19 protein-coding genes are annotated in these 15,245 nt (G+C 69.1%); 11 read left to right on the top strand and 8 right to left on the bottom strand.

What is annotated here, in order from left to right; all coding sequences use genetic code 11:
* Nucleotides 1–5: 5 nt before the first annotated feature.
* Entirely contained in the window at nt 6–443 is a 438-nt protein-coding gene (locus FPZ47_RS11570) for a DUF1810 domain-containing protein (protein ID WP_144951442.1), read from the top strand.
* On the opposite strand, the gene FPZ47_RS11565 is transcribed toward FPZ47_RS11570, so the two are convergent.
* The 3 genes from FPZ47_RS11565 to FPZ47_RS11555 are packed head-to-tail and all read right to left on the bottom strand — an operon-like array spanning nt 440 to nt 2,945.
* Nucleotides 440–1,765, bottom strand: a complete 1,326-nt coding sequence (locus FPZ47_RS11565) for an alpha-amylase family protein (protein WP_144951444.1) — start codon at nt 1,763–1,765, stop codon at nt 440–442. The genes FPZ47_RS11570 and FPZ47_RS11565 overlap by 4 nt on opposite strands.
* Nucleotides 1,766–1,775: 10 nt before the next feature.
* Nucleotides 1,776–2,312, bottom strand: coding sequence for an alkyl hydroperoxide reductase (locus FPZ47_RS11560; protein ID WP_144951446.1), 537 nt, complete (start codon nt 2,310–2,312; stop codon nt 1,776–1,778).
* A 45-nt stretch (nt 2,313–2,357) separates the two neighbouring features.
* On the bottom strand, nt 2,358–2,945 hold the full coding sequence (locus tag FPZ47_RS11555) for a peroxiredoxin (protein ID WP_144951448.1): 588 nt from the start codon (nt 2,943–2,945) through the stop codon (nt 2,358–2,360).
* A 108-nt stretch (nt 2,946–3,053) separates the two neighbouring features.
* On the opposite strand from FPZ47_RS11555, the gene FPZ47_RS11550 reads away from it, so the two are divergent.
* The 4 genes from FPZ47_RS11550 to FPZ47_RS11535 are packed head-to-tail and all read left to right on the top strand — an operon-like array spanning nt 3,054 to nt 5,959.
* Complete coding sequence (locus FPZ47_RS11550; RefSeq protein WP_144951450.1) at nt 3,054–4,004, top strand: hydrogen peroxide-inducible genes activator; 951 nt, start codon at nt 3,054–3,056, stop codon at nt 4,002–4,004.
* A gap of 23 nt (nt 4,005–4,027) precedes the next feature.
* Nucleotides 4,028–4,729 (top strand): EthD domain-containing protein, encoded by a 702-nt coding sequence (locus FPZ47_RS11545; protein WP_144951452.1) that lies wholly within the window; start codon nt 4,028–4,030, stop codon nt 4,727–4,729.
* Nucleotides 4,730–4,738: 9 nt separating this feature from the next.
* Nucleotides 4,739–5,182, top strand: coding sequence for a TIGR03618 family F420-dependent PPOX class oxidoreductase (locus FPZ47_RS11540; protein ID WP_144951454.1), 444 nt, complete (start codon nt 4,739–4,741; stop codon nt 5,180–5,182).
* Between the two features lie 24 nt (nt 5,183–5,206).
* Nucleotides 5,207–5,959 (top strand): enoyl-CoA hydratase/isomerase family protein, encoded by a 753-nt coding sequence (locus FPZ47_RS11535; protein WP_144951456.1) that lies wholly within the window; start codon nt 5,207–5,209, stop codon nt 5,957–5,959.
* Here FPZ47_RS11535 and FPZ47_RS11530 read toward each other — a convergent pair.
* The gene (locus FPZ47_RS11530; RefSeq protein WP_144951458.1) at nt 5,956–6,165 is read right to left on the bottom strand and encodes a (2Fe-2S)-binding protein; all 210 of its coding nucleotides are present in this window, start codon (nt 6,163–6,165) and stop codon (nt 5,956–5,958) included. The genes FPZ47_RS11535 and FPZ47_RS11530 overlap by 4 nt on opposite strands.
* Before the next feature lie 364 nt (nt 6,166–6,529).
* Here FPZ47_RS11530 and bfr point away from each other — a divergent pair, with 364 nt between their 5' ends.
* The 5 genes from bfr to FPZ47_RS11505 all read left to right on the top strand — a co-directional run bounded on the left by bfr (nt 6,530) and on the right by FPZ47_RS11505 (nt 11,102).
* On the top strand, nt 6,530–7,027 hold the full coding sequence (gene bfr, locus FPZ47_RS11525; RefSeq protein ID WP_144951460.1) for a bacterioferritin: 498 nt from the start codon (nt 6,530–6,532) through the stop codon (nt 7,025–7,027).
* 85 nt (nt 7,028–7,112) lie between these two features.
* The gene (locus FPZ47_RS11520; protein WP_144951462.1) at nt 7,113–7,607 is read left to right on the top strand and encodes a carboxymuconolactone decarboxylase family protein; all 495 of its coding nucleotides are present in this window, start codon (nt 7,113–7,115) and stop codon (nt 7,605–7,607) included.
* 120 nt (nt 7,608–7,727) lie between these two features.
* Complete coding sequence (locus FPZ47_RS11515; RefSeq protein WP_144951464.1) at nt 7,728–8,609, top strand: TIGR03854 family LLM class F420-dependent oxidoreductase; 882 nt, start codon at nt 7,728–7,730, stop codon at nt 8,607–8,609.
* A gap of 31 nt (nt 8,610–8,640) precedes the next feature.
* A complete protein-coding gene (locus FPZ47_RS11510; protein WP_144951466.1) occupies nt 8,641–9,993 on the top strand; it encodes a type I glutamate--ammonia ligase in 1,353 nt (450 codons plus the stop codon).
* Nucleotides 9,990–11,102: an amidohydrolase family protein gene (locus FPZ47_RS11505; protein ID WP_425461779.1), complete on the top strand. Its 1,113-nt coding sequence runs from the start codon at nt 9,990–9,992 to the stop codon at nt 11,100–11,102. The genes FPZ47_RS11510 and FPZ47_RS11505 overlap by 4 nt, the downstream gene beginning before the upstream one ends.
* 6 nt (nt 11,103–11,108) lie before the next feature.
* On the opposite strand, the gene FPZ47_RS11500 is transcribed toward FPZ47_RS11505, so the two are convergent.
* Nucleotides 11,109–11,837, bottom strand: coding sequence for a class I SAM-dependent methyltransferase (locus FPZ47_RS11500; protein WP_425461780.1), 729 nt, complete (start codon nt 11,835–11,837; stop codon nt 11,109–11,111).
* A gap of 144 nt (nt 11,838–11,981) precedes the next feature.
* Between FPZ47_RS11500 and FPZ47_RS11495 the strand changes: the two genes are divergently transcribed.
* Nucleotides 11,982–12,587 carry a DUF732 domain-containing protein gene (locus tag FPZ47_RS11495; protein WP_144951469.1) on the top strand — a complete coding sequence of 202 codons (606 nt, stop codon included), beginning with the start codon at nt 11,982–11,984 and terminating at the stop codon, nt 12,585–12,587.
* A 25-nt stretch (nt 12,588–12,612) separates the two neighbouring features.
* Here FPZ47_RS11495 and FPZ47_RS11490 read toward each other — a convergent pair whose 3' ends face one another.
* From FPZ47_RS11490 to FPZ47_RS11480, 3 genes are all read right to left on the bottom strand, one after another.
* Entirely contained in the window at nt 12,613–13,047 is a 435-nt protein-coding gene (locus FPZ47_RS11490) for an SRPBCC family protein (RefSeq protein ID WP_144951471.1), read from the bottom strand.
* A 307-nt stretch (nt 13,048–13,354) separates the two neighbouring features.
* Entirely contained in the window at nt 13,355–14,449 is a 1,095-nt protein-coding gene (locus tag FPZ47_RS11485) for a GmrSD restriction endonuclease domain-containing protein (protein ID WP_425461781.1), read from the bottom strand.
* A gap of 324 nt (nt 14,450–14,773) precedes the next feature.
* Entirely contained in the window at nt 14,774–14,989 is a 216-nt protein-coding gene (locus FPZ47_RS11480; RefSeq protein ID WP_144951473.1) for an excalibur calcium-binding domain-containing protein, read from the bottom strand.
* Nucleotides 14,990–15,245: the final 256 nt, after the last annotated feature.

The following is a 15,245-nucleotide window of genomic DNA, read 5'->3' as shown; positions in this document are numbered from 1 at the left end:
CGGCCATGGAATCAGCACCCGACCCCTACGACCTGAAACGCTTCCTGCGGGCGCAGACCCCGGTCTACCGCGCCGTCGTCGAGGAGTTGCGCGGCGGACGCAAACGCACTCACTGGATGTGGTTCGTCTTCCCGCAACTGCGCGGCCTGGGTAGCAGCGAGATGGCGGATCGCTACGGGATCTCCTCGCTGGGGGAGGCGCGCGCCTACTTACGGCACAGCGTGCTCGGGGCGCGGCTGCGGGAGTGCACGCGATTGGTCAACCAGGTGCAGGGCCGTTCGGCCGCCGAGATCTTCGGTTCGCCCGACGACCTCAAGCTGTGTTCGTCGATGACGCTGTTCACCGCCGCCACCGACCACGACGCTGATTTCGTCGCGCTGCTCGACAAGTACTACGACGGCCGGCGTGATCGGTTGACGCTGGAACGGCTGGGATCCGGCTAGGCGAAGCTCAGGATCCGCCACCCGTGCGGCTCGACCACCACCTCGTCGACGATTTCCTGCGGCGGCGCCGACGAGCCCGCCTCGACGCGCGCACGCCCGCCACCCAGTTCGTCCACCGCCAGGAGCAGCGGCTCGTCGTCGAGGTTGAGCGCGACCACCAAAGCGTGCTCGCCGCTGCGCGTTTCGTAGACGTAGTGCAGGTTGGACAGCCGCAGCGCGGTCGTCGCCGCCGCGTGCAGCCACGGGTGGCGGCGGCGCAAGCCGATCAGGAATTGATGCAATGCCCACACCTCGGCGCCGAAGGCATCCAACGGCATTGGGGGAGTACCGAACTCGGGACGAACCGCGTCGTCACCGCCGAACCGCTCCTCCTTGACGCCGCGCAGCCCGAACTCGTCGCCGGCGTACACGCTGGGCACACCCCCGACGGTGAGCAGGACAACCAGCGCATGGGCCAGATGTTCGCGACGCTCGAGCCGGCTGGCGATGCGCGTGACGTCGTGGTTGCCGACGAACGTCAGCGGGGCGAAGCGGCCCAGGAACTCGTTGTGCCGCTGCAGCGCCCAGTCCAGCTCGAAGAAGTTGCCGTCGTTGAGGCCGCTCCAGATCGCCTTCCACAGCTCGTACTGGGTGGCCGAGTCGAACCCGGCCTCCGCGACCGCCGCGGCGTAGTCGCCGTGGATGAGCTCCCCGACGAACCAGGCATCCGGGAACCGTTCGCGCACGCGCGGCAACGTAGCAGCCCAGAAGTGTTGCGGCACGGCGTATGCCGCATCGATCCGCCAGCCGTCCGCACCCCGGCCCAGCCAGTGAGCCATCACGTCGGCGGTGTAGTCGACGACCTCGGGGTTGTCGTGGTTGAGGGTGATGAGCCCCGAGTGGCCCTCGAAAGTGTGGAAACGGCCGGGGCGCCCGCGAAACCAGCGCGCGGCGGCGTCGTTGTGCGGCGCCTCGCGATACCTCGCGAAGTCCACCCCGACGTGGTTGAACACGCCGTCGAGCAGCACCCGCAGACCGCGGCGTCGCGCCACGGTGACGAGGTGGTCGAAGTCGGCGTCGTCGCCGAGGCGGGGATCGATGCGGAAGTGGTCGGTGGTGTCGTACCCGTGGGTGCGCGAGGCGAAGATCGGGCCCAGCGCAATCCCCGACGCCCCCAGTTCGATGGCGTGGTCGAACCAGCCGACGAGCCGCCGCAACCGGTGTTGATCCGGCTGCGGCGGCCCCGCCGGCGTGGGCTCCGCCGACTCGGGGTACGCGCCGACGAAACCCAGCGGGTACACCTGCCACCAGATCGCGTGGCCCACCCAGGCGGGTCCCGTCACGAGACCACGATCAGCCGACACCGGCCAGCGTCTCGGCGGCGATGATCGCCTGCGCCACACCGGACACGATCGCGGCGACTTTCAACGCCTCCTGGACGGCCTCTCGGCTCATCCCCGCCTCGCGCAGCGTGTGCTCGTGGGAGGCAACGCAATCCGGGCATCCGTTGATCGTCGAGACCGCGAAGCACCACAGCTCGAAGTTCGCCTTCTCCACGCCGGGATTGGCGATGATGTTCATCCGCAATCCCGCGCGCAGATCGTCGTACTTGCCCTCGAGGAAGCCCCGGCCCCGGTAGAACACGTTGTTCATGCCCATGATCGAGGCCGCCCCGAGTGCCGCACTGTACGCCTCGGCGGACAGCACGTCGGCCGCTTCGACCCCGATCTCGGCCAGTACCTGGGTATTCCGGGTCGCGGCGGCGCTGGCCAGCAGGGTGCCCCACAGCTGTTCCTCGTTGAGCTCCGTGCTGCGCGCGATCGAGCCGAGGTTGAGCTTGAGATCCTTGGCGTACTCGGGCAGCGCGTTCTTGAGGTTTTCAACGCTCACTGTCGCCTCCTAACCAGGCTGGTCCGGCCGGAATTGCGGCCGCGATCAGGCAGACGCCTTGAGCAGCTCGGCGGCGTTGAGCGTCGGGTCGCCCTTGCGCCAGTTGCAGGCGCACAGCTCGTCGGACTGCAGCGCGTCCAGGACCCGCAGCACCTCCTCGACGTTGCGGCCCACGGATCCCGCGGTGGCGGAGACGAACTGGATCTCGTTGTTGGGGTCGACGAGGAAGGTCACCCGGTCGGCCACCCCGTCGGCGTTGAGCACCCCGGTCGCCAGGCACAGCTCCCGCTTGATGTCCGAGAGCATCGGGAAGGGCAGCGTCTTGAGGTCCTCGTGCTGCGCGCGCCAGTTGAAGTGCACGAACTCGCTGTCGATCGACACCCCGAGCACCTGGGCGTCGCGGTCCGCGAACTCGTCGTTCAGCTTGCCGAACGCCGCGATCTCGGTGGGGCACACGAAGGTGAAGTCCTTCGGCCAGAAGAAGACCACGCGCCATTTGCCGGGGTGGTCTTCGCTGGTGATGGTGGTGAAGTAGTCGCCGGGGTCGTTGGCGTCGACCTTCGAGAGGTCACCGGGGATCAGCGCGGTCAGCTGGTAGGTGGGGAACTGGTCGCCGATCGTCAGCAATGACATATCGCTCCTCTAACTTGGTTTCGCAATGGGATTGGGGGGCTTGTGCCTTCCATGTTGCCCTCACGGCACTGTGAAGTAAAGGTGATTTTTCACACTATACTGATAAGTATGCCCGATAAGAATTATCAGCCGACGATCGCGGGGCTGCGCGCATTCGTCGCGGTGGCCGAGAAGCGGCACTTCAGCAGCGCAGCACCCGCCCTGGGCGTGAGTCAGTCGACACTGTCGCAGGCGCTGGCGGCCCTGGAGAACGGCCTGGGTACCCAGCTGATCGAGCGGTCGACCCGGCGCGTCTTCTTGACCCCGGAGGGCGCGCAGCTCCTCCCGCACGCCCAGTCCGTGGTGCATGCGATGGACGCGTTCACCGCCGCCGCGGCGGGCACCGCCGACCCCTTGCAGGCCAGCCTGCGGCTGGGGCTGATCCCGACGGTGGCGCCCTACGTGCTGCCGACGGTGCTGGCCGGGGTCGCCGAGCAGCTTCCCGACCTGACCTTGCGGGTGATCGAGGACCAGACCGAGCGGCTGCTGGCGGCCCTGCGCGAAGGCGCGCTGGACGCGGCGCTGATCGCGTTGCCCGCCGATGCCGCCGGAATCACCGCGATCCCGATCTACGACGAAGACTTCGTGCTCGCGCTGCCCCCCGGGCATCCGCTGTCGGGCCGGCGACGGGTCCCGACGACCGCGCTGGCGCAGCTGCCGCTGCTGTTGCTCGACGAGGGCCACTGCCTGCGCGACCAGGCGCTGGACGTCTGCCGCATGGCGGGTGTGCGGCCCGAGCTGGCCAACACCCGGGCGGCGTCGCTGTCGACCGCGGTGCAGTGCGCGACCGGCGGTCTGGGCGTGACCCTGATCCCGCGGACGGCCGTCCCGGTCGAGGCGGCGAGAAGCCGGCTGGGGCTCGCCGAGTTCGCCATGCCCCGCCCGGGCCGGCGGATCGGCCTGGTGTTCCGTGCCTCCAGCCGACGCCACGAGTCCTACCGGCGGCTGGCCGGGATCATCGGCGGGCTGATCGGCGCCGAACACCGGGTGCGCCTCGTCAAAGGGGAGCCCACCGGATAGGGCGGCGACTGTAGGTTCTGCGTATGGAGAAGGTAATCGCCGTACTGATGCGCCCCGACCCCGACGACGCCTGGTGCGCGCGCCAGCGGGGCCCGGTCGCCGACGAGTTGTTGGGGCTCGGCGTGGCGGGGCTGGCCGTCAACGTCCGCGACGGCGCGGTGCGCCACTCGCTGATGACCCTGACGACGCTGGACCCGCCGGTGGCCGCGGTGGTGAGCCTGTGGACCCAGCAGTGCTACGGCGAACAGATCCGGGCGGCGCTGCGCCTGCTCGGCCGCGAATGCGACCGGCTCGCCGCCTACCTGGTGACCGAGTCGGTGCCGCTTTCCGCACCGCCTACCGAACCAGGTTCTCGCACAACGGGACTGGCCAACATCGCGTTGCTGCGCCGGCCCGCGCACCTGGACAAGGCGACCTGGCTGGACCGTTGGCAGGGCGACCACACGTCGGTGGCCATCGAGACCCAGTCGACGTTCGGCTACACCCAGAACTGGGTGGTGCGCGCCCTCACCGCGGACGCCCCGGAACTCGAGGCCGTGGTCGAAGAGCTGTTCCCCACCGAGGCGATCACCGACCTGCGGGCGTTCTTCGGCGCCGCGGACGACGACGAGCTACAGCAACGGCTGGGCCGGATGGTCGCCAGCACCGGCGCATTCGGCGCCAACGAGAACATCGACACGGTGCCGACCAGCCGCTACGTCTTCACCACACCGTTCAAGGAGTGAGGAACCCCCATGACGACACTGCGTGACGCCGTGGCGCTGGCGGCCGAGCAGAGCGGTCTGGCGGTGGTGTCCACCGTCCGCGCCGACGCCACGGTCCAGGCGTCGCTGGTCAACGTCGGCCAGTTGCCCCACCCGGCCACCGGTGCACCCTCGCTGGGCTTCACCACGTACGGCAAGGTCAAGCTCGCCAACCTGCGGGCGCGGCCGCAGCTGGCGGTCACGTTCCGCAACGGATGGCGGTGGGCGACGGTCGAGGGGCGCGCGGAGCTGGCCGGCCCGGACGACGCCGCGCCCTGGCCGGCCGACGCCGATCGGTTGCGGCTGCTGCTGCGCGAGGTGTTCACCGCCGCCGGCGGCACCCACGACGACTGGGACGAATACGACCGCGTGATGGCCGCGGAGCGCCGCGCCGTGGTGCTGATCGCGCCGACCCGCGTCTACGGCAACGCCTGAACAGCCAGACGTTAGGCTGCAGCGGTGATCCTGCGGATCGACGACCACAGCCGGGTGCGGACGCTCACCCTCAACCGGCCCGAGGCGCTCAACGCCTTCAACGAGGCGCTCTACGACGCCACGGCCGAGGCGCTGCTGGCCGCCGCCGACGATCCCGATGTCGCGGTCGTCCTGCTGACCGGCACGGGCCGCGGCTTTTCCGCCGGCACGGATCTCGCCGAGATGCAGGCCCGCATCACCGACCCGGACTTCGCCCCGGGCAAGCACGGCTTCATCGGGCTGATCGATGCGCTCAGCGCGTTCCCCAAGCCCCTGATCTGTGCCGTCAACGGGGTCGGGGTGGGAATCGGCGCCACGATCCTGGGCTATGCCGATCTGGTGTTCATGTCGTCGAGCGCCCGGCTGAAGTGCCCGTTCACCAGCCTGGGTGTGGCGCCCGAGGCGGCGTCGTCCTATCTGCTGCCGCAGCTGGTCGGCAGGCAGAACGCCGCCTGGCTGTTGATGTCCTCGGAATGGGTCGACGCCGCGGACGCGCTGCGGATGGGCCTGGCGTGGCGGGTGTGCGAGCCGGAGCAGCTGCTGCCCGAGGCGCGCCGGCACGCCGAAATCCTGTCGTCCCGGCCGATTTCGAGCCTGATGGCCGTCAAGCACACGATGGTCGAGCCGGTGCGCCCCGAGATCGCGGCGGCCCGCGCGCGGGAGAACGCCCACTTCGCCGAGCTGATGGGGGCGCAGGCCAACGCCGCGGCGCTGGCGGACTTCAACAAGGGCCGCTAGTGCGATGCGGCGGGCTGCAGTTCGGCTTCCCGGCCGGCTTCCCGATCGGCCGACGCGGCGATGATCGCCCGCAGCGTGCGCCTGCAACGCCCGCAGTCCGCACCGGCGCCGCACGCGGCGGCAACCTCTTTGGACGTCGACGCCCCGCGCGCGACGCACTCGGACACGGTGTGGGTGGTGGCCCCGACACACAGGCATACGTACATCAGCACACCCTCCGCACGCCGGCGAAGTCCCCTTGGGGAACGGGTTCGAACACGGGACCGGGCGACCGCGATCCGGCCTGGCCCACGGCGTCCCGCGTCATCGGGAGCCGGAGTGGAGACGCCGGGCGAATGGGTCGCATATTAGTGGAGTCTAACCTAAGTCGATGAGTGGAGTCTAACCTCAGCCGGGTGTTAGCTGGGTCACTCCCGGCCACCGCCGCCACGCACTGAGCGCAGCCATACCTTTCTGGAAGATTGCTCCGCGGCATGGCAAAGTGCGACTACAGGCGGCATCGGGGGGCCACAGCCCAGCCTTCCGTGCCCCGGTCAGAACATGTCGGCTTTCACACCCCAAGGAGTGACCGTGCAAGGTGATCCGGACGTTTTGCGCCTGCTCAACGAGCAGCTGACCAGCGAGCTCACCGCCATCAACCAGTACTTCCTGCATTCCAAGATGCAGGACAACTGGGGCTTGACGGAGGTGGCCAAACACACCCGCGAGGAATCGTTCGACGAGATGCGGCACGCGGAGGCGATCACCGACCGCATCCTGCTGCTCGACGGCCTGCCCAACTATCAGCGCCTCTTCTCGCTGCGCATCGGCCAGACGCTGCGCGAGCAGTTCGAGGCCGACCTGGCGATCGAACACGAGGTGCTCGACCGCCTCAAGCCGGGCATCATCATGTGCCGGGAGAAGCAGGACACCACCACCGCCAACCTCTTCGAGCAGATCGTGGCCGACGAGGAACTGCACGTGGACTATCTCGAGACGCAACTCGAGTTGATGAACAAGCTCGGCGAGGAGCTGTACCTGGCGCAATGCGTGTCCCGCCCGCCGGGCTCGCAACAAGCGGGCGGTTAAGCACAGCTCCGGGGCGCCCCGAGGCCGCGCCGGCCGGCACGAGAACGTGTTCCAGAAATAGTCACCGCGAGCGTACGATCCTGCCATGAGCCGAATCGGAACCTTCGCCGACGACGACATAGCCGGCTGGTTTACCAAATCTCCTGACCTCGGCGGCGCCCTGGGCGGCTTCAGCCAGGCGGTCTACACCAAGAACCGGCTGCCTTTGCGGACCCGCGAACTGGCGCGCGCGGTGATCGCCCACAGCAACGAGTGCGTCGTCTGCGTCAACACCCGCGACGCCGACGGCCCGGCGTCCGGCGTCGACGAAGACCTGTATGACCACGCGCTGGAATGGCGCACGTGGCCCGGCTACAGCGAGCAGGAGCGGCTGGCGGCCGAGTTCGCGCACCGGTTCGCCACCGAGCACACGGCGCTGCGCGACGACGAGGAGTTCTGGAGCCGCTGCGCCGAGCACTTCTCCGACGAGTTGCTGGCCGACCTGGCCATCTCGTGCGCACTGTGGGTCGGCATGGGACGCGTGCTGCGGACACTGGACATCGGCCAGGCCTGCCAGCTGACGCTGCCCAGCCGCGCGTAGCCGCCGGCATCGGGTCGCCGCACCCGTCGCGACACATGACCGGCTGCGACGACACGCCGTGGCGCGTCGCAGTCGTTTATGTCTCGCGGGCACAGATCCCGACATCGAGGGGGGCCGCCGGTGAAGATCCGATTCGGCGTCGGGCTGGGCGCGAACACCGCGCCCGACGAGCTCGCCGGCATCGTCGACCACCTGGAGCGCGGCGGGGTGGACTCGCTGTGGTTCTCCGAGTTGGTGTACTCCCCGGCGGTGGACCCGATGGTCGGGATGGCCTACGCGCTGGCCCGGACGTGCCGGCTGAAGGTCGGCACGTCGGTGGCCGTTCTCCCCGGGCGGCATCCGGTGCTCGTCGCCAAGCAGCTGGCCTCCCTGGCGGCCGTCGCGCCGGGTCGGGTCCTGCCCGTCTTCGGCCTGCGTCCGGCCATACCGGCCGAACGCGAGGTGTTCGTGGTTCCCGAGGGGAAACGGGCGGCGGTGTTCGACGAGTCGCTGCGGGTGCTGCGCTCCGCGCTGGTCGACGGCTCGGCCGGCTACGCCGGTGACTATTTCACCGTGAGCGCCACTGCGGTCGCGCCGCGGCCGTCGCCCCCGCTGGACATCTGGCTGGGCGGCTCGGCGCCGGCCGCGTTCCGGCGCATCGGCACGCTGGCCGACGGCTGGCTGGGCAGCTTCCTGACCCCGGCCGAGGCGCGGGCCGGGCGTGACGCGATCGAAGCGGCAGCGGCGCGGGCCGGGCGGCGAATCGAACCGGACCACTTCGGCATCTCCCTGGCGGTCGGCGACGGTGAGTTGTCCCCGGCGATGGTCGCGGTGGCGCGGCGCCGCCGTCCGGACCTCGATCCCGGCGAGCTGATCGCCGCCGACTGGGACCGGCTGCACCGCCAGCTCGACGCCTACATCGCCGCGGGATTGTCGAAATTCGTCATCCGGTCGGCGGGCGGTGCGCCCGCCGACCAGTTCATCGACCGGTTCGCGGGCGAGTTGCTGGACCGCCAAACCTGATCGGGCTCTCAAGGCTGGGAAGATGACTGCCATGACCGGCACACCCCTTGCCGCCGCCGCGATCGCCCAACTCGAAGCCGAAGGCGTCGACACCGTCATCGGCACCGTCGTCAACCCCGCGGGACTCACCCTGGCCAAGACGGTGCCCATCCGGCGGACCAACACCTTCGCCGACCCCGGCCTGGGCGCCAGCCCCTCGTGGCACGCCTTCGCGATCGACCAGACCGGCATCGCCTTCACCGACCACATCGGCGTCATCGGCGATCAGCGCCTGCGCATCGACCTGTCGGCGCTGCGCATCGTCGGCGCGGGGCTGGCCTGGGCGCCCGCCGCCTTCTACGAGCAGGACGGCACCCCCGTGCCCGCCTGCGGCCGCGGCACGCTCGGCAGGATCGAGGCCGCACTCACCGAGGCCGGCATCGAGGCCCTGATCGGCCACGAGATCGAGTTCCTGCTGGTCGATCCCGCCGGGGGGAGGCTGCCGTCGGCGTTGTGGGCGCAGTACGGCCTGGCCGGCGTCCTCGAGCACGAGGCGTTCGTTCGCGACGTCAACTCCTCGGCCACCGCCGCCGGCATCGCGATCGAGCAATTCCACGCCGAGTACGGGGCCAACCAGTTCGAGATCTCGCTGGCGCCGCATCCCCCGGTGGCCGCCGCCGACCAGCTGGTGCTGACGCGGCTCATCATCGGACGCGCGGCCCGCCGCCACGGGCTGCGCATCAGCCTGTCACCGACCCCCTTTGCGGACAGCGTCGGATCGGGTGCCCACCAACATTTTTCGCTCAGCATGCCGGAGGGGCCGCTGTTCTCCGACGGCACCGGCGCCGAGGGGATGACGCCGGCGGGGGAGAGCGCGGTGGCGGGCGTGGTGCACGGACTGCGCGAGGCGCAGGGCGTGCTGTGCGGGTCGATCGTGTCCGGCCTGCGGATGCGGCCCGGCAACTGGGCCGGCGCCTACGCGTGCTGGGGCACCGAGAACCGGGAGGCCGCAGTGCGATTCGTCAGGGGAGGCCCCGGTACGCCGTACGGGGGCAACGCCGAGGTGAAGGTCGTCGACCCGTCGGCGAACCCCTACCTGGCGTCCGCGGCGATCCTGGGCCTGGCGCTCGACGGCATCAACAACCAGGCCGCGTTGCCGCCCCAGGCCACTGTCGACCCGGCGACGCTGTCGGACTCCGACCGCGACCGCGACGGCATCGCGGCGCTGCCCACCGACCAGGCGGAGGTGATTGGCGCACTGGACGATTCGGCGCTGCTGCGGCGGGTTTTGGGCGACGCCGCGGTGGACGCGGTCGTCGCGGTGCGCCGCCTGGAGCACGAGCGTTACGGCGACCTCGGCCCCGAGCAACTCGCGGACAAGTTCCGGATGGCCTGGAGCCTGTGACCGAGCTGGCGCGGCACATCGAAGGCGTGACGCTGATCGATCAGCACGTCCACGGGTGCTGGTTGGCGGCGGGGGACCGGGCACGGTTCGAGAATGCGCTCAACGAGGCCAACACCGAGCCGCTCGCCGAGTTCGACTCGGGGTTCGACTCGCAACTGGGCTTCGCGGTGCGCGCCCACTGCGCACCCGTCCTCGGCCTGCCCGGACATGCCGCGGCAGAAGACTATTGGGAGCGTCGCAGCCGCCACAGCGAGATCGAACTGGCCCGGCTGTTCCTGTCGTCGGCGGGGGTGGGCGACTGGCTGGTGGACACCGGGGTCGGCAGCGACGTCGCCGGCGTCGCGGAGCTGGAAGCGTTGTCGGGCAACCGCGCCCACGAGATCGTCCGCCTCGAGGAAGTGGCCGAGCAGGCCGCGCAGGCCCCCGGCGACTACGCGGCAACGTTCGGGGAGATCCTGCACCGGCGCGCGGCGTCGGCAGTCGGTACCAAGTCGGTCCTGGCGTATCGGGGCGGGTTCGACGGCGACCTGACCGAGCCGTCGGCCGCGGAGGTCGCCCGCGCGGCGAGCCGCTGGCGCGACCGGGGCGGGGTCCGGTTACGCGATCGCGTGCTGCTGCGCTTCGGCCTGCATCAGGGGCTGCGGCTGGGCCTGCCCCTGCAATTGCACGTCGGCTTCGGCGACCGGGACTGCGACCTGTACAAGGCCAATCCGCTGCTGCTGCTTGACTTTCTGCGACGTTCCGGCGACACCCCGATCGTGCTGCTGCACTGCTACCCCTACGAGCGGGAGGCCGGCTATCTGGCGCAGGCGTTCAACAACGTCTATCTCGACGGCGGCCTGAGCATCAACCATCTGGGGGCGCGCGGGCCGGCGTTCATCGCCCGACTGCTGGAGATGGCGCCCTTCCGCAAGATCCTGTACTCCTCGGACGGGTTCGGTCCGGCGGAGTTGCATTTCCTGGGGACACGGTTGTGGCGCAACGGCATTCATCGGGTGCTGCGCGGCTTCGTCGACGCCGGCGACTGGAGCGAGGGCGACGCGCTGCGGGTGGTCGATCTGATCGCGCGCGGCAACGCCGCCCGCGTCTACCGCCTGGCCGCGCGGTAGCCCGCGCTAGTCGAGGCGCGTCGCCGCGACCACCCAGATGGGCATGTGCACCCGGTGGTCGTGCAGCAGCGGCCCGATGACGGCGAGTTGGTCCTGCAGCGGTTTCATCCGCTGCTCCCAGGCCGGGTCGGACCCCACGTTCTCCATGCGCGTGAGGGTTTCGGGCCCGAACCGCGCCACATACGTGGAGGTGCCGAGGTGGTCGAGACGCCACCGCCCCGCGTCGAGCACCCGCTCGAAGTTGTCGGCCGGCAGTCCGTCCCACTGGATGCCGTTGACGTTGTGACGACCGAATTCGAACATGAACAGCCGCGCCCCGGGCCTGGTGGCCCGGCGCAGGGCCTGCACGTAGCGGGTCTGGGTCTCCTCGTCGTCGAGGAAGACGTGATAGAAGGCGCTGTCGACGACCGTGTCGAAGCGGCCCTCGAAGCCGTCCAGCACCGTGGCGTCGGCGACCTGGAAGTCGACCGCGACCCCGGCGGCCGCGGCCCTGCGCCCGGCCTGCTCGATCGCCGACGCCGACCCGTCGACCCCGGTGGTCGAGTAGCCCTTCGACGCGAAGTGAATGGCGTGATAGCCCGGACCGGTGCCCGGGTCGAGCACCTGACCGCGCAGTCCGCCGAAGGCCACCAACTGCTGGACCACGGGCTGCGGCCCGCCGATGTCCCACGGGACGCGGCTGGGTTCGGACTGGCCGTAGAGCGCCTCGAAATCCATGTGGGGCCGGTCGCTCATCAGCTTCCCCTTTTGTAGACAGACTCGTTCTCTAATTCGGTCGAGCCTAACGCGTTGCGCCGGGGCCCGCCAGCGGCGACACGCACCGTGTCGCACCCCGCGCGCACAATCGGAGCATGAACCGACGACGACACCGCCGAGGTCGTGGAACCCACCCGGGCGATCGCCCCCGCACCGGCGTCAGTGGTGTACGCGTGGGGTGACGAGCCCGAGGAGGCGTGGCGACACGGCAGGTGGTCCCTGCTGCGCAGGCTCGCCGACGGCCGGCTCGTCACCGCCGTGATTGCGGCGGTGGCTGTCGCGGCGGTGTCCGTCGCGGCGACGCTGGCGCTGACCGCACCGCACGGGGAGCACTTCAGCATCAGGCCGCCCGTCGAGGTGCTGCCGCCGCCCGCAGCGGCACCCGCACCGAAAGCGGCGCCACCCCAGGCGCCGCCGCCCAAGGCATCCCCGCCACCGGTGCGACCGGCGCCGCGGGTCCGGGCGGCACCGCCGGTCCAGCCGTTCCCACCCGCCGCGGAAGGAAGATTCGCCGATGCACTGCGCGGCGACGACGGGATGTGGTTGCGGAATCCCGCGCGGGCCGACGCTCAGGCCGGGCAACTCTGCAGCGACCTGGCCGGTGGCGGCAGCGTCGACGACTACATCAGGGGGACGCTGCGCAAAAGTCCGCAGCTGACGCCGCAGGAGGCGACGCGGGCCGTCTGGGACGCCGTGGACGCCTACTGCCCGCAGTACGGCGACCGATAGGGGCGCTGGGATCCAGTGGGAATGTTCAGGTGCGGCGTTCGGCGGCGGCGATGCCGCCTTTGAGGAGCTCGTCGATGACCTTCTTGAACACCGGATACATCAGCCGGTCGACACCGGGGATCTTCAGCGTCGACCGGAGATGCCAGCTGACCTCGGTCCCCGTTTCTGTCTCACGCAGCTGGACCGTGCCGACGTGATCCCGGGTGGGCGCGCCCGAGAGCATCCTGTACGCGTAGCGGGTGGGTCGCTCGTAGTCGATGATCTCCTCGACGAATGGGGGTCCGATCGCCACCAGACGTCTGATCGCGCCGACACCGTTGGGTGCAGGGGTGCCCTCGCGATCGAGCGTGCTGCGCCGGATTGCCCACATGTAGTCCGCGATCCCGCGGTGGTCGGTCAGGGCGTCGAACACTGTCTCGATCGGCGCCGTCGAGGTCCGGGTGAGGGTGAACTCGATCATCCGCACTTCAACCTGCTGCTGTGCGCCGCCGCCATCCGGCTGTCCGCCATTGTCATACAGAGAACATAGCCCCACGGCGTGCGGGACATCGACGCCGCACAAGACCGCGTGGTCGATGAAGTCACAACCGGACGGCACGCCACAACGCATTGGGACCACCACTTTCTTCCCATTCATCGCCGCACTCAAGGAACGGTGAGGGCGGCCTTGCCGTCCTGATACCCGCCGGCACCGGCTCTCTTATTTGGGGACTAGTGTCCCCGCCTGACAGGTTGCGTCAGCCAGTTGGGTGATTACATCCCGGGGATTATTCGCAGGCCACACCGTCGCTATCGCGGTCAAGCCCGGGTCGATATCCGGGCTGTCCCGCATAGATCGGCGCCGCGCCGGCGTCCCTTGCCGCTCTGCAATTTGGGTAGTAGACGGGCAACCCGCTATCGGGCACCGATGCAGGAGGTGGCGGGAAATATGCGGGGGCGGTGTCCGTCGGCGGCGGCTCGGGGTCCGCGGAGGGAGCCCCGCAGCTTGTCAATATCCGAGCGATCGCATCGTGTTCGGCCTGCGTCACCCAAAGCCCATAAGCGGTCTTCACCTCGACGATGCGAGAGACGTACGCGCAGCGGTAGGACTTGTTGGGTGGCAACCACGTTGCAGCGTCGCCAGCACCCTTCTGCTCGTTCATCGACCGGGTGGTGGCCTGCAAATTGATCGGGTCGTTGGCGAAGTTGCGCAGCGTGGCAGCATCCCACTGCTGCGCACCCTTCTGCCATGCGTCCAACAACGCGACCACATGGTCGATCGGCACCAGCGATGACGTGCCCTGGCCGCGGTGAAACTCGACCGTGGTGCCGCTGTACGGGTCGCGCAGCACACCAGAGATCACAGTGCAGTCGCCATTGCGGACAATGTCGGCGAGGTCGCGCGAGAGGATGTCGTCGCGGGTATCGCAGCCGTTGTGTCCGTCGGCCACCGTCACGTCGTCAGTCCAGGCATCGCCGAAAAGCCCACGGTGATAACCGGTTTTGGGTGCGCGGCCCTTGATCGGCAAGGTTGCGAGTCGCGCCGCGGCCGCCGCCGCGTCCACCGGTTGTTCCAGCGCCCCTGGGACGAAGGACAACGGCAAGCCGGGAGACGACGAAGGCCCGGCCAATGCAGCTGATGAAGGCGGTGTGGTCGCCCCGATTCTCCCCGGGTGGGGCGATCCCTGAGGGGCACCGCTTTTGCCTGCAAAGCCCAGCCCGTCGATGATGACCGCAACCAAGACCGCACATACCACCCCGACACCGGAGAGTCCACACCGAACGCCACGGACGGTGCAGCGACTCCGTCTCGGAATCTCCCTGCGACCAAGCAAGTTCGGGGGCTGCCTGGGCAGGTGCGGGCACGACCGTGGTCGCATCATCGCATGGTCCTGCGGCCGTCGCGGGCTGATCGTGGTCGTCATGGGTGATCATCGTCGTTCACCTGTCCGCACACTTAGTGCGGCGAGAATCTGACAAGAGTATCTCTGCAGCGTCAACTGTAAACAGGATGCAGGCTCTGCTGCGGCGTTGCACACTGCTTCAGGCCTGGGACACACACGACCCCTACAGCCACCGGGATGCTGCGCGCTCACGGGGGAAGCCTCTGCTCACGCTCGACATTCAATCTCTCGTACAGATTGCCGCATCATTCGGCGGCTTCGGACGTCCAATGCTTCACAGAACAAACACCCTGCACGGAACACTCACTGGTACGGTTCGCAAGCAAGTCCGTCGTTGTCGCGGTCAAGCTTCTGAGTGTAGGCCGGATCGCCTTGCGGGATGTTGTAACGACCATCCGCGTGCGCCTGCGAGCAATTCCTATACGGTGGGTCTGCCTGGGCTGCGGGTGCGCCAGGAACTCCGATCCCGGCGATTGCGGCAACTGCAACCACTGCGGAGACGAGATGGCGGAATGTCATTGGCTCGATGCCCCTTCCGTTGGTGGTCGGTAAGGAGCTTAGGAAAGTCCTGGTTTCAGCGGAGCGGAATTTCCGACCTCATATGCGCCTCATAGAAAGTTGTACCCGTGGCGCCGATTGAACACGCGCCGCCAACGGGCGAAAGACTGGCGCGCTTGTGCCGGCGCGCAGGTGCCGCGTCAGACCCTGATTTTTCAGCCGGCTTGTGATGATCTTGTTTTCGGTGATCTGGTTGATGGTGGCTGCGCGCTGATGG

Origin of the sequence: Mycobacterium helveticum (assembly GCF_007714205.1) — a bacterium.
In the GTDB taxonomy this organism is placed as follows: domain Bacteria; phylum Actinomycetota; class Actinomycetes; order Mycobacteriales; family Mycobacteriaceae; genus Mycobacterium; species Mycobacterium helveticum.
This window is presented reverse-complemented; position numbering and strand designations above follow the sequence as displayed.

Excerpts from the sequence above, each read along its gene's own strand:
- FPZ47_RS11570 (WP_144951442.1), top strand. The coding sequence starts at position 6 with ATGGAATCAGCACCCGACCCCTACGACCTGAAACGCTTCCTGCGGGCG.
- FPZ47_RS11555 (WP_144951448.1), bottom strand. The coding sequence starts at position 2,945 with ATGTCATTGCTGACGATCGGCGACCAGTTCCCCACCTACCAGCTGACC.
- FPZ47_RS11550 (WP_144951450.1), top strand. The coding sequence starts at position 3,054 with ATGCCCGATAAGAATTATCAGCCGACGATCGCGGGGCTGCGCGCATTC.
- FPZ47_RS11545 (WP_144951452.1), top strand. The coding sequence starts at position 4,028 with ATGGAGAAGGTAATCGCCGTACTGATGCGCCCCGACCCCGACGACGCC.
- FPZ47_RS11540 (WP_144951454.1), top strand. The coding sequence starts at position 4,739 with ATGACGACACTGCGTGACGCCGTGGCGCTGGCGGCCGAGCAGAGCGGT.
- FPZ47_RS11530 (WP_144951458.1), bottom strand. The coding sequence starts at position 6,165 with ATGTACGTATGCCTGTGTGTCGGGGCCACCACCCACACCGTGTCCGAG.
- FPZ47_RS11520 (WP_144951462.1), top strand. The coding sequence starts at position 7,113 with ATGAGCCGAATCGGAACCTTCGCCGACGACGACATAGCCGGCTGGTTT.
- FPZ47_RS11510 (WP_144951466.1), top strand. The coding sequence starts at position 8,641 with ATGACCGGCACACCCCTTGCCGCCGCCGCGATCGCCCAACTCGAAGCC.
- FPZ47_RS11500 (WP_425461780.1), bottom strand. The coding sequence starts at position 11,837 with ATGAGCGACCGGCCCCACATGGATTTCGAGGCGCTCTACGGCCAGTCC.
- FPZ47_RS11490 (WP_144951471.1), bottom strand. The coding sequence starts at position 13,047 with ATGATCGAGTTCACCCTCACCCGGACCTCGACGGCGCCGATCGAGACA.
- FPZ47_RS11485 (WP_425461781.1), bottom strand. The coding sequence starts at position 14,449 with ATGATGCGACCACGGTCGTGCCCGCACCTGCCCAGGCAGCCCCCGAAC.
- FPZ47_RS11480 (WP_144951473.1), bottom strand. The coding sequence starts at position 14,989 with ATGACATTCCGCCATCTCGTCTCCGCAGTGGTTGCAGTTGCCGCAATC.